Source organism: Butyrivibrio fibrisolvens, assembly GCF_037113525.1.
Taxonomy (GTDB): Bacteria; Bacillota; Clostridia; order Lachnospirales; family Lachnospiraceae; genus Butyrivibrio; species Butyrivibrio fibrisolvens.
The window spans coordinates 95092-107215 of sequence record NZ_CP146963.1 but is presented as its reverse complement, the minus strand read 5'-3'; the positions used below and the strand labels follow the sequence as shown (position 1 = coordinate 107215).

Here is a 12124-nt window from a genome sequence, read left to right as displayed (position 1 = left end):
CGCAGTGTTATCAGTCCTTAAGAAAACGCTCAAATCCGTTGGCATTGATCTCTTCAACAAGTGATCCGTCTCCGGATGCAACAAGCTCACCCTTTACAAGAACATGTGTATGATCAACATGAAGTGATTCAAGGATCTTGGTTGAGTGAGTGATGATGATAAGTGCACCATTCTCCCTCTTCTGATATTCTTCAATACCCTTGGAAACTGTACGAACTGCATCTACGTCAAGTCCTGAGTCAGTCTCATCAAGGATCGCAAGACGGGGGCTGAGCATAAGAAGCTGAAGGATCTCTGCCTTCTTTTTCTCACCACCGGAAAAACCTACGTTAAGGTCACGATCTGCATATGAAGGATCCATATTAAGGAGCTCCATAGTAGACTCAAGAAGCTTCTTGTAAGCAAGGAGCTTAATGGGCTTTCCAGTCTGAGAGTGGATGGCATTTCTTATAAAAGCTGAAAGTGAGATTCCGGGAACCTCTAAAGGATTCTGGAATGACATGAACATTCCGGCAGCTGCTCTCTTATCTGTAGAAAGATTAGTAATATCCTGTCCGTCAAAAAAGATCTTGCCTTCATTAACTACATAATTAGGGTTACCCATAAGAGTATTACCAAGTGTAGATTTACCGGCACCATTAGGTCCCATGAGTACATGAGTCTCCCCCGGATTAACCTTTAAATTAAGTTTATGCAGGATCTGCATCTCATCAACTGAGACTGAAAGATCACTAACCTGCAAAAGATTCTGTTCAGACATTGTTTCACGTCCTTTCTATATATAACAAAAATATTTACAATATTTCCTTTATGTGTTTTCCTAGGTACTTACTAGGAATTAACTATAACACTACCAGAATAAGCTGGCAATACACAGAAAACCATTTTATAAAATTTTCACCAAAAAAGCAACCTGATAGCATGCTGTAAAGAGCCTGATATAAGCTGTTTTCATGTTGCCACTTACGTTATATCGATTATTTTTATCAATTTTCAGATAATAAAAAGCTGCCATACTGATCAGTATGACAGCTTTTAAAACGCAAAGCCATGAGAATATCTGTATATTACAGGACAATACCAAGGACTTTACTCTTTAGAAGGATAGACGCAAGTCCATTTTTATATGTCTTAAAAAGTTCCAGAACTTCTTCATCTGAATATAAAGTCATATCTTTTTGAAGTTCTTCTGACACTTTCGGTATCTGCGCTGTGCAGGATGCTTTACTTTCTATGTGAAGGGCTATGTTTCCGATATTTTCTCCCCCATAAAATTCCATTATCGTTTCATCTGCATCCCCATCGTCTGACTTTCTTGTGGTTATCTCAATATCAGAACTGTGGTCCTTGCCGCCGGCAGTAACAGTTGTTTTACCATAGGATAATCCAAGAGATGATATGTTATTGATTTCTTCTGCATCCGGCATGGCCATGAAACTTATAAATGAATCATCCAGGGATACTGATGTGTAGGATCCCCCTGCAAGGCTTTTTTCACAGGTGAGTTCTATCTTTATTTTCTCTACATAAAAAGAGAGGTTAAGATATCTTCCTGTTCCGGTCTCATCACTACTTACAGTCCAGTTAAAATCTCTTCCTGCAAGCTTATCTGCAATGTCCTTAGCGTTATCTCTAAGTGCGCCGTCCTCATTTATAAGAAGCTTTTCAAGCTTTCCAATGCGGTAATTAAAAAGCGATGCTTCTCCAAGCATGTTATGAACATAGATTCTGGCGCTTTCATGACTATCCATATAATCTGCCAGACTATTAAGCATATTCTGAAAATCTTTGGAGCCCGGAGTACAGATGTATGTAGTGCCTGTGATATCTTCATCAAAATGGCTGAGGCATACAGAGTTATCATTTATAACCTGAATGTTATCCTGAGTTACTGCTGTCAAAATAACTTCAAGTATCTCGGCAAGTTCAGAAGAAGATGGATCAGCGCTTTGCTGTGCGGTATCAGTATTATCGTTGTCAGCATCAGTATTATCGCTGTCAGTATCATTACCATCTGCTTCACTATCTGGAGTTTTACTTCCGCCTTCGCCTATTCCGGTAACAGAGCCAATTCCGTATAGAAACTGATCTTTACTAAGAGTATAAAAATTCTGATCGATCTCAGGGCAATAGATCGTTGCCTTATCCCCCACGATGCTTGCATTCATACTGATGGTCTCGTTGCCATTCTCAGTCAGACACATCTGTGTGACCATCTCATCATTTTCTTTATTGTAATGTAATTTAAGATCAATACTTGTATCCTCAAGAACAGTCTGAACATTATCATTATCAGACTCAGCCCAGATACAAACATCCGTATCAGTATTCGGGATTTCTTTTCCTGTGAAAAGAGCATCAAGAATTTTTTGGCCCTGATCATCTGCGATCGTTTCTACCGTTTGCGGCAACAGATCCTGATTGACCGAAAGGAATTCATCCCTGCTTTCAACCCGCACTGTGTTATTCTTTTTACTATTGACCGAGTATGTGACTACTGCGGCGCAAATAAGACAAGTGCAGGAAACTCCCACTGTAAACATTTGAACAAATTTAGAATTCATAAACTTTTCCTCTTTCATAGACAGTATCCTGCGTCATTGCATTATTAAATGGAGCTTTGCAATAACGCTGATACCAAGACCCTATCGCCTTAAAATCCCCATTTTATAAGGCGCGGTGTAGACAGGTCTTTACTTTACCCCCAACAAACATATTATTTTCAGGATCAGCCAGACCATTACAGATAAATTATTGTGCTCTTCAAAAGCACAAATTTATTATATAACACTAAAAATCGTTTTGTTCATTTTCCGACGAAACGTCATTCTCGCCGGTGTGAATCGGCGTATACTTTTAAACTATATTTCGTAGTTCCTTTACAACTCAGTACAGACAATGATTATCAGCATTTATTTTTGATCCGGTTCCTGTTTTTGAAAAAGCATCAAAACGAATATAAGTTTGCATAATAACTATATTGAGAATATTTTTAGCCATCAATCTTAACGGTATTATGATAAGATTTTTAAAAAGAGTTTCCATATGAATAAATCGCTAATTAATTCATCTTTTCGCCTTGACAAGAAAACCTTACTTTACTAAAATAATCATTGTGTTCGCAGGTGTAGTTCATTGGTAGAACACCAGCCTTCCAAGCTGGATAGGTGGGTTCGATTCCCATCACCTGCTTATAGAAAAAGTCCTCAAGTTTAACTTGAGGACTTTTTTATTTGTACAGACAAGACCTCAGGCCCAAAGGCCTGATCTTGTCTGCCGACTCATTTTAAGTATTCTATTTTCAAACTAATGTCACTGTCTTGATAGACTAAGAGGAAGCTCTAATGAATGAGTAGTTAAGAGTTCTTTGTCTTTTAATATTACATCTGTTGCTCCGTCTGCGATGATCCTTCCATCATCTAAAAGAACCGTTCTTTCGCAGGTATCCATTACGAAATCAAGGTCATGGGAAGTGATGATCTTCAGGGCTTTGACCTTATTAAGTATATCAATAAGATTTCTTCTGTTTCTTGGGTCAAGGGCTATTGAAGGTTCGTCCATGATTATAATATCAGGCTTCATTGCAAGGATAGTTGCTATGGATGCAAGCTTTTTTTCACCACCGGACATTTTGTAGGTAGATTTCTTACGAAGATGTTCAATGTGAAGGAAAGAGAGGGCATCGTCAACTCTTTGCTGAACTTCGTCCTCGGAAAGGCCGTAATTTCTGGGGCCGAATGCGATATCATCTTCTACTGTTGATAAGAAAAGCTGGCTGTCAGAATCCTGAAACACGTAGCCTACATGTTCCCTGATGTGGTTAAGGTTTTTAGGTGTAACCTCGTGACCTGCCACGACAAGGCTTCCGCTATAGTTTGTATAAAGGCCCACTAAAAGCTTCATAAGAGTTGACTTACCAATGCCGTTAGCGCCTATTATGCCGATGCTTTCGCCATCCGTCGCATGAAGATTTATATCCTGCAAAACGGGCTCATCCTTTTCGTAAGAAAAAGAGAGATTTTCTATTTTTAATATTTCGCCATGTATTCCTGTTTTCATATTAACCTCATGTCACGAGTAAATTTTCAAAAAATAATTCGTAACTTTATAACTACTAAAATACACGCCCAAACAACCGGATAGATAATATCCGCAGGCTTTAACTTTCTTTTCTTAAATGCAAATTCACCGTTAAAGCCGCGAAGAAGCATGCTCTCATAAACCATCTCTGCCCTGTCCATGCTTCGAAGAAGCCACTGACCGACCAGTGCTCCCCAGGCATTGTAGTGGATGCCCTTCTGAGACGGAGCCCGCAGGCTATAAGCTGTTGTTATCCTCTGAGCTTCAAGTGCCATTACGTCAAAATATCTGTAGATAAGCATGATCACTATCACTATGATCTTTGGAACCTTAATGACCCTAAGGGCATAACAGATATCATCTATAGAAGTCGTGGCGATCAGTACATAGGCTGAAAGAACAGAATACATACCCTTTATGAAAAGAGTGATCATGGATAAAACTCCGCCTGATACTCCGATATTTCCAATATATAATACGATATCTTTGTCAAAAAAAGGATTGAATATACCAATAAATACTACAAGAGGGATTATAAGTCTCATCCTGTAAAGGCCGTCTTTAAGCGACAGTTCACCTATAAGGAATGCAAAAACAAGATAGACTGACATAAGAATAAGTGACACTATATCATACTTATCAATTGATGCCACAAGAAAAATATATAACACGCTAATAAGCAGCTTCCCCACAGGATGAAGGTCATTCATCCAATGAGAACGCTGCTGCAAGTCTTGAAGTCTGTTAAGTTCTCTTATGTTTTTTTCAATAGAACTCATATTAAAGCTTTGTACTTATATTTAAAATTTAACCCCATATTAAATCTTTGTACTGAATTTATAATTTAGAAACAGCTTTGTACTGAAATCTATAAATCAAACTCATGCAGTCTGATTAGACGCATTCTTTTTTCTGAAAAATCTGAAAGCGTAGCAAGCACCAACTGTTATAAGTACTACTACAAGTGCACCTACGATACCGGAGAAGCTTGTTCCAAGTGCTGATTCGCTGCCCTTGAAAGCGTAGTCAGGAAGAAGTGATGTAGCTTCCTGAATTCCTGCTGCTGTATCATAAGCTCCGCCTGCTGCCTCGAGCTCAGCTGTACCTGCAACTTTCTCCATAGACCACTCAAGACCATCTGGGAAAGCTGATGCAAAGAGTGATACAATACCACCGCAGATAGCTGCTGCTACTGCAAGAACTGCAATTGTAGGCTTAAAGCCAAGCTTGCCTTCGTTTGCTTTTTCGCCAACGCCCCATAAGAGCTCAGGTCTTGCTTCATTTACAAATACTAAAACAGCTGCTGTAATAAGACCTTCTACAAATCCGATCGCAAGATGGATAGGCTGCATTGTTGCTACAAATACTGAGAATGGAAGCTCAGTAATACCTGAAATAAGGGTCTCTATTGAAACAGAGAAAGCGCCAAGCTGAAGTGTCAAAACGCAGCCAAGTATGGAAGCTGCTATTATCTTTCCACGAGTTGCACCTTTTTTCATAATAGGACGCCAGATAAGAAGAGCTCCTACAAAGCATCCGTAAAAGGCCATATTCCATACGTTACATCCAAGTGCCATAAGTCCGCCATCTGCAAACAGTAAACATTGGACTAGCAGCACTCCTATCATTGTAAGAAATCCTGCATAAGGTCCAAGCATTGCGGAAAGCATCATTCCTCCGCAAAGATGTCCTGATGAACCTGTTCCGGGAATTGTAAAGTTGAGCATCTGTGTTGCGAATACGAATGCTCCCATTACGCCCATTACAGGGATCTTCTTAGGATCGTTTTCTTCTCTGACTTTTTTTACAGAAAGACCAGCTGTTGCTGTTGATAATACATACATAGTTCCGGCTACTGCAGGAACTACAAGCGCATCTGCCATATGCATAGTGTTTTACCCCACCTTATTTTAAATTAGACAATAAAATACACAAGTCAAAATAACTTGTGTATCTTAAAAATGTCACGATTAGTATATATGTAGCAAAAGATCGCGCACAAGCCCCCCAGGGGGTGATAGCGTGTATTAAATAAGATTATTTTTGGTTACACTTCGGGCAGTAGCCGTAGATCTCAAGCTGGTGGCCGGTTATCTGAAATTCATCCATATTGGCAGGGAGCATGTTTTTAAGATCTCCCAAAAAGCATGTCCTTAAAGGGAATCTTTCCTTACATTTAAGGCAAATAGCATAATGCCTGTGCTGGGCAAGGCGAAGCTCGTACATGGCGTTTTCGCTTGTAACTGCTGTTGATTTGGTCAGAATCCCTGCGTTTTCAAAGGTCTGAAGGCATCTGTATACTGTAGAAAAGGCATACCTTGGGCTTCCGTCTTCATTTTTGAGTTCCTCAAAGATCTCTGTTGCAGTTAAGGGTTTTATTGCATCTGCAAGGATATGATATATTTCAAGTCTTTGCTTGGTCTTTTTGATTCCTTCAGGCCAGTTGCGCTCCATCTGACGCTCAACGGTCTCAGGGTGGATTTTACATGACATATTTTTTCTCCATTAGGAAAAAAGATTAACGGCTTATCTAAACAATAGTTGTTGTCATCTAACGATCAGGTCGATCAGTATTCCAAAGAAAACTCCGGTGCCATAAAGGATTGCTGTGATGTGGATATTTCTCTTGATCTCAGGATTAACTCTGAAAAGAACAAGAAGTCCAATTCCAGCACCAACAAGAAGTCCTGACATCATGGTTCCCATGGATATCATACCGCCAAGGTAAAGCTCAGTAATGATTATAGAAGCAGCGCAGTTAGGGATAAGGCCTATAACTCCTGCCACAAGGTGTCCGGCAAGGGAGTTAGCTGTTATTACTGATTTGATCGTATCTTCGCCTATAAGTTCAACTGCAAAATTAAGTATAAAAGTAAGGATAAGGATGTATATGAAGATATGAAGGGTATGAATAAAGGCAGATCTTATAACACTACCCTCTTCCTCTTCTTCGCAGTGGCAGTGCTCGCGCTCGCACATCTCTTCTATTCTGAAGTCTTCTCTTCCAAGATGACGAAGCTTTCTTGTCTTATTGGCAGCAAAGTCTACGATGAAACCGGCTATGATACCAACAAGAGCCTTAAGTCCAAGTATTGGCAGGATCTTGGATACAGGCAATCTGTTTGAGATCATTAAAGGAAGCATCTCATCTGATGTAGACAGGTATATTGCGATAAGAGTTCCTACTGTGATGACGCGGCCTGCGTACAGGTTAGACGCAGCCGCAGAAAATCCGCACTGGGGCACTACTCCAAGAAGTGATCCCCACAAAGGTCCGGATTTACCAGCCTTTCTTACGATATCACCAGCCTTATCCATGGTATGCTTTTCCAAAAGTTCCATTAAAAGGTATGTTATAAAAAGAAATGGAAGGATCTTAACTCCATCTATTACTGTATCAAGGATTACATCTAATAATAATTCCATCTTAACCTCTTGTCGCAAGTGTTAGGACTTAATCTATGATCAGGTCCCAACCTCACATTTTCTTCAAAAAAGATTTTACAAAATATAGTTTTAGCATTGAGAATATATCACACTTTTATTCTAAATGCAAATGATTTGCATTTAGTCTTCAAAATTTCATTTATCACGGCAAAAAATGTCATCCATCCAACAAAAACTGCGTTTTATCTATTTTTTATTGAAAACATTCCAATTCAAAGTACAATGTTAATGTTTGAAAAAAACACTAAAAAATAATAAATAAAAAGGTAGGGTAAAAAAATGAATCTTAAGATCACAGAAGAAGGCAAAATGAATGCAATCAGAGCTGCCGTTCGTCCGGGCGAAAACGTAAGAGCAGCTGCATATGGACAGCTCATAACTGTTAAAGCAGCTTTACTGTATTACATGTTTGGCGCTTTAGGTGCTTTACTTGCAGGTGCAAAGACAAGAAATGGTTTTACTATTCTTACAGACAATACTGTCAAAATTGTTTGTATGAATGCTTTTGACATGACCAAGGTTGACGACGTATTCGAGATTCCTTTTAACGAATTTAAAAAGGTTAAATACAAAAAGCCAAAATTCGGTTCTCATATTATCACATTCAAGGTTAACAAGACCACATATAAACTTACTTTGTTTAAAAATGCCGGTAAGCACATCCAGAATCAGAAAGAAAATGTTGAAGTATTCTCTCAGTTCTTTGACAACTTAAAAAATATGCAGAAAGCTTCATAAGCTTAAAAGGGGTCTTACCCGGATGACCGATCAGATCATTCCAGGTAAGGCCCCTTTCTTATACTTTATCTATGCTTTTCCTTTCGGAAGCTTTACTACAAATCTTATTACGTGATCACCATCTCTCAAGGCTTCTATATTACCACCATGTGAGATAGCTATCGCTCTTGCAACCGACAGACCTATGCCGTATCCACCGCTCTTTCTGCTTCTCGAAGTATCTGCTCTGTAGAACCTGTCAAAAAGCTTGTCGAGATTCCCTTCGGGGATATTATCACAGGTATTTCTGACCTCAAATTCCACGTGCTTTCCCTGATGCATGCTGATATTAACTTCACCATTTTCGGATGAGTATTTCATAGCATTATCTATAAGAAGCGAAGCCAGCTGAGTAATTGAATTCCTGTCGCCTTTAATGTGAACACCTTTTTCTATATCAACTGTATATTTTTTATTTGAAGCATCTGCAACAGCACTAAAACTATTTGAAGCTTCCGCCAGAATACTGCTAAGATCAATATCTGAAAAAACAGTCTTAACGCTCTCTTCTTCCATACGGGTCAAAGTGAGCATGTTCTTAACAAGCTCTGCCATGCGGTTGACCTGGTTCTTGATACTCTTTGTCCACTCGCTCTTACCATTATCAAGCTCTATAACATCGATATTGGCTGAAATAACAGCCAGTGGCGTCTTAAGTTCATGCCCTGCATCAGTAATGAACTGTTTTTGTTTCTCAAGCGATTCAACTACAGGAGATACTGCATGTCCAGACATGGTCCACACAAGGATGAACATGGCAAGCAGGCATACAAGCATTAACATAAACGTATTTCGAAGAAGCCTGACTGCATTATAAAGATCCGAGCTACAGTCCTTGAAAAGTATCATGGTGTCACCATTTTCAGACTGCGTGACATAATATCTATAAGAAGACTTATAGCCTTTAGTACCGGAATCTTCATAGATGCTCTGCGCCATCTCGCCAGCAGTATCTTCTGATATCAGAGCTATGTGGCTGGTATCAATCTGGGTAATCTCACCTGTTGTATCAAACCTGACCCAGAAATATCTTGTGGAAAAAGGGGCTTCTATACTTTTTGTATAATAGTAAATATCCCGCTTTAATTCTTCATCTTTTGGTGCAGGCGGGAGTGCAGAACCGCTGTCATTGTCTGGTGCTGCAACATCTTCTGAATTCTCCAAGTCGTCTTGCTTCTTGTCAGGAGAACCCGAATCATTTTTGCCCTGATCAAACGCAGGATTCATATCAGGAAAGTTACCGTCATTATCCGCAAGGATAGTCAGAAGCTCATCAGCGCTTTTTGTAACCTCTACAAAATTCGATATATTAATAACGCCAATAAGTACCACAAGAATAACAAGCAGTGCGCTCATTGCAGTTATAACGAACTTTCTACGAAGCTTACTAACCATAAGTTATGCATCCTTCTTTTCGTGAATCGAATATCCAACTCCTCTGGCTGCCTTAATCTCAGCTGTTGATTCAAGCGCTGAAAGTTTCTTGCGAAGATTGGATATATAAACCCATACAACGTTAACGTCCGCTTCGCCGTCTGCCCAGATCCTGTCCATAAAGTTATCTACAGATATAACTCTTCCTGGAGTTGTCATAAGCATCTCCATCATCTGAAACTCTCTGCCTGCAAGGCGGATAGCATCATGTCCTTCTGTGGAAAGCTCATATGTGTTGCGGTCAAGAACAAGATTGCCGCAGGATAGGGATGTATGGCTAAAGTCGGCTTTGCGCCTTGTCATTGCACGAATTCTTGCAAGAAGCTCCCCCATATCAAAGGGTTTAGTCAGGTAATCATCAGCTCCAAGGTCAAGACCTTTAATCTTATCATCTGTTTCGCTCTTAGCCGTAAGGAATAAAACAGGAGTCGTGATCCCGGCTTCCCTAAGCTTTTTAAGAACCTCTGTTCCTTCCAGTTTGGGCATCATGATATCTAAAATTATCCCATCATATTCACCTGAAAGACCGTATTCAAGCGCGTCTTCGCCATCATACACAGCATCAACCGTGTAGCTTGAGTGTCGCAATATAGCTACCAGCGCATTAGAAAGCTCTTCTTCATCTTCTGCAAGTAACAGACGCATAAAAATCTCCCTTCAAATCTATGTCCAAACAAGTAGGACATACTAAATCACATACTAATGATATAGGTGTCAAACTAATTGTATATCAGTGAACTACCACTCACCTAAAGGTAGGTGGCTTCTAAAGACAAAAGACTGGAAACCGTCTCTTTCTTGTTGTCTTATTTAAGAAGTTTGATATTTAAGTTTCCACCTGAAATCAGGCAATCCTTATTCTTACGGGCGTGTCCACTTCGCCCCTACCGTATAGGATACTAAGATCCACAACGCTACTTTTACGCATGATATTCAATGCGCCGTTAACATCAGCATTGATTTTTTTACCACCTGCAGTTTTGTAAAGACCACGATGTATTCGGTCTCCGCTAAACTGATACTCCTTTGGATTATCAGCATTGTAGACAGGTATATCATCCTTATCCCAAAATGAGGATTTTGATGTATAGGACTCTTCCTGCTTTACAAATACAATACCATTAAGTTCACAGAGATATTCGAGCTTGTCACGAAGCAGGCCATATGGGATATTAACAAAGTTCTGGTTATTCTGCCTGCCTATACGACTGCTGCGCTGAAACGTTTCGTTATAACCAGCAATAAGCGTACCTATATCGTTAGTGATGCAGTAATCTATTATCTTGCGGGCAGCCTTGTTCATATAGTCATTGACCTTATTGTTTCGGTCACGAGTTATAGCTTTCTGCCTGTTAGTAGTCTTTTTACCAAAGCGCTGCTTATCCTTAATAGACTGCAAACGAGCATTTTCTTTGTTAAACCACTGATTGATAGATTTAAGCCTTTTGCCATCAATGATGAATGATCTGCCGGTGCTTGATACTGCTGTTACGAGACTATTGATTCCCAAGTCCAAAGCAAGTGCATTGTTAGTATTAAGATTTCTCTGAACATATTCAGCTTCATAGATGTACTGAATTTCAAAGAACCTTGCATTAGCTTTAGGGATAATACGTATCTCTTTAACTTTTTTATCAAGAAGTACGGGAGGTATTGTTATTTCAACAGACTTATGTGTTTTCTTAAAGCTGTTAGAAAATGGAAGTATCAATTTATTTCCATTAAGCCGTACAAAGCCTATTACAAGTGTAGTATATCCATCTTTTGAAAGATAATGCGGGAGCTTACAGTCCTTAAAAGCATATTTTCCCTGCTTGGCAAGTTTCAGCAGACCAAAAAATGACTTAAATGAGCCATCAACTTCTTTAAGGATCTGTTGTGCCATGTTGGAATTTAACGCTTTATAGTTAGGGCTGTTCTTTAAAAGAGCATAGTTCTTCTCATATTTAAGGAATTCGCCCTCAGTAAAGTAATACTGACGCACATTATAGATTGCTTCATTAGTAAGATTCTTTGCTGTATGGCATAGTTCTTTTATGGTGCGGTAATCTTCCTTAGACAGATGCTTGACCTGTTGTTTAACAGTAAGATACATACAGTTTTGCTCCTTTCGTAGACTTGGAAATAAGATTTCCTGTATGCGTATTATATCATAATTTTTACTAAAACATAATGTTTTTAGTAAAAATTATGATATCTCAGCCATTCATCCCACGTTCAAATGACCATGGGATGAATGACTGAGATATTATAAAAACATAGCAACAACTCACCTATCATGCCGCAAAATGCTGTGCTATTATGTAAGTGTTGTGCGTAGAACAGCCACTTAACTTACATTTTTGACACCTTATGACGGTCGGATTGTTCCGTTTCTACGAAACTT

At 39.3% G+C, this 12124-nt stretch carries 11 protein-coding genes and 1 tRNA gene; 2 read left to right on the top strand and 10 right to left on the bottom strand.

The features are described 5' to 3' along the window. Positions 1–10 precede the first annotated feature (10 nt). Together sufC and WAA20_RS00395 are read right to left on the bottom strand one after the other, a co-directional pair. The gene (gene sufC, locus WAA20_RS00400) at positions 11–760 is read right to left on the bottom strand and encodes a Fe-S cluster assembly ATPase SufC (RefSeq protein WP_073388265.1); all 750 of its coding nucleotides are present in this window, start codon (positions 758–760) and stop codon (positions 11–13) included. A 307-nt stretch (positions 761–1067) separates the two neighbouring features. After that, on the bottom strand, positions 1068–2564 hold the full coding sequence (locus WAA20_RS00395) for a hypothetical protein (protein ID WP_073388267.1): 1497 nt from the start codon (positions 2562–2564) through the stop codon (positions 1068–1070). A gap of 557 nt (positions 2565–3121) precedes the next feature. Here WAA20_RS00395 and WAA20_RS00390 point away from each other — a divergent pair. Next, positions 3122–3192: transfer RNA gene (locus WAA20_RS00390), tRNA-Gly, on the top strand. A 120-nt stretch (positions 3193–3312) separates the two neighbouring features. Here WAA20_RS00390 and WAA20_RS00385 read toward each other — a convergent pair. The 5 genes from WAA20_RS00385 to WAA20_RS00365 all read right to left on the bottom strand — a co-directional run bounded on the left by WAA20_RS00385 (position 3313) and on the right by WAA20_RS00365 (position 7506). Continuing rightward, positions 3313–4059, bottom strand: a complete 747-nt coding sequence (locus WAA20_RS00385; protein ID WP_073388270.1) for an ABC transporter ATP-binding protein — start codon at positions 4057–4059, stop codon at positions 3313–3315. Between the two features lie 26 nt (positions 4060–4085). Then, positions 4086–4859, bottom strand: coding sequence for a cobalt ECF transporter T component CbiQ (cbiQ, locus tag WAA20_RS00380; RefSeq protein WP_073388272.1), 774 nt, complete (start codon positions 4857–4859; stop codon positions 4086–4088). Between the two features lie 102 nt (positions 4860–4961). Continuing rightward, complete coding sequence (locus WAA20_RS00375; RefSeq protein ID WP_073388274.1) at positions 4962–5969, bottom strand: energy-coupling factor ABC transporter permease; 1008 nt, start codon at positions 5967–5969, stop codon at positions 4962–4964. Positions 5970–6117: 148 nt separating this feature from the next. Further along, a complete protein-coding gene (locus WAA20_RS00370) occupies positions 6118–6573 on the bottom strand; it encodes a Fur family transcriptional regulator (protein ID WP_073388276.1) in 456 nt (151 codons plus the stop codon). Positions 6574–6627: 54 nt separating this feature from the next. Continuing rightward, positions 6628–7506: a putative manganese transporter gene (locus WAA20_RS00365; protein ID WP_073388278.1), complete on the bottom strand. Its 879-nt coding sequence runs from the start codon at positions 7504–7506 to the stop codon at positions 6628–6630. Positions 7507–7806: 300 nt separating this feature from the next. Here WAA20_RS00365 and WAA20_RS00360 point away from each other — a divergent pair, with 300 nt between their 5' ends. Further along, positions 7807–8265 carry a PH domain-containing protein gene (locus tag WAA20_RS00360; RefSeq protein WP_073388280.1) on the top strand — a complete coding sequence of 153 codons (459 nt, stop codon included), beginning with the start codon at positions 7807–7809 and terminating at the stop codon, positions 8263–8265. A 69-nt stretch (positions 8266–8334) separates the two neighbouring features. Here WAA20_RS00360 and WAA20_RS00355 read toward each other — a convergent pair whose 3' ends face one another. From WAA20_RS00355 to WAA20_RS00345, 3 genes are all read right to left on the bottom strand, one after another. Beyond that, complete coding sequence (locus tag WAA20_RS00355; protein WP_073388282.1) at positions 8335–9699, bottom strand: HAMP domain-containing sensor histidine kinase; 1365 nt, start codon at positions 9697–9699, stop codon at positions 8335–8337. Positions 9700–9702: 3 nt separating this feature from the next. Next, entirely contained in the window at positions 9703–10383 is a 681-nt protein-coding gene (locus tag WAA20_RS00350) for a response regulator transcription factor (RefSeq protein ID WP_073388285.1), read from the bottom strand. 199 nt (positions 10384–10582) lie between these two features. Then, the gene (locus WAA20_RS00345) at positions 10583–11833 is read right to left on the bottom strand and encodes an RNA-guided endonuclease TnpB family protein (protein ID WP_073388287.1); all 1251 of its coding nucleotides are present in this window, start codon (positions 11831–11833) and stop codon (positions 10583–10585) included. Between the last annotated feature and the right edge of the window lie 291 nt (positions 11834–12124).

Coding starts and splice junctions, on each gene's coding strand:
- WAA20_RS00375 (WP_073388274.1), bottom strand. CDS start 5,969: ATGCATATGGCAGATGCGCTTGTAGTTCCTGCAGTAGCCGGAACTATG.
- WAA20_RS00355 (WP_073388282.1), bottom strand. CDS start 9,699: ATGGTTAGTAAGCTTCGTAGAAAGTTCGTTATAACTGCAATGAGCGCA.
- WAA20_RS00360 (WP_073388280.1), top strand. CDS start 7,807: ATGAATCTTAAGATCACAGAAGAAGGCAAAATGAATGCAATCAGAGCT.
- sufC (WP_073388265.1), bottom strand. CDS start 760: ATGTCTGAACAGAATCTTTTGCAGGTTAGTGATCTTTCAGTCTCAGTT.
- cbiQ (WP_073388272.1), bottom strand. CDS start 4,859: ATGAGTTCTATTGAAAAAAACATAAGAGAACTTAACAGACTTCAAGAC.
- WAA20_RS00365 (WP_073388278.1), bottom strand. CDS start 7,506: ATGGAATTATTATTAGATGTAATCCTTGATACAGTAATAGATGGAGTT.
- WAA20_RS00395 (WP_073388267.1), bottom strand. CDS start 2,564: ATGAATTCTAAATTTGTTCAAATGTTTACAGTGGGAGTTTCCTGCACT.
- WAA20_RS00345 (WP_073388287.1), bottom strand. CDS start 11,833: ATGTATCTTACTGTTAAACAACAGGTCAAGCATCTGTCTAAGGAAGAT.
- WAA20_RS00350 (WP_073388285.1), bottom strand. CDS start 10,383: ATGCGTCTGTTACTTGCAGAAGATGAAGAAGAGCTTTCTAATGCGCTG.
- WAA20_RS00385 (WP_073388270.1), bottom strand. CDS start 4,059: ATGAAAACAGGAATACATGGCGAAATATTAAAAATAGAAAATCTCTCT.
- WAA20_RS00370 (WP_073388276.1), bottom strand. CDS start 6,573: ATGTCATGTAAAATCCACCCTGAGACCGTTGAGCGTCAGATGGAGCGC.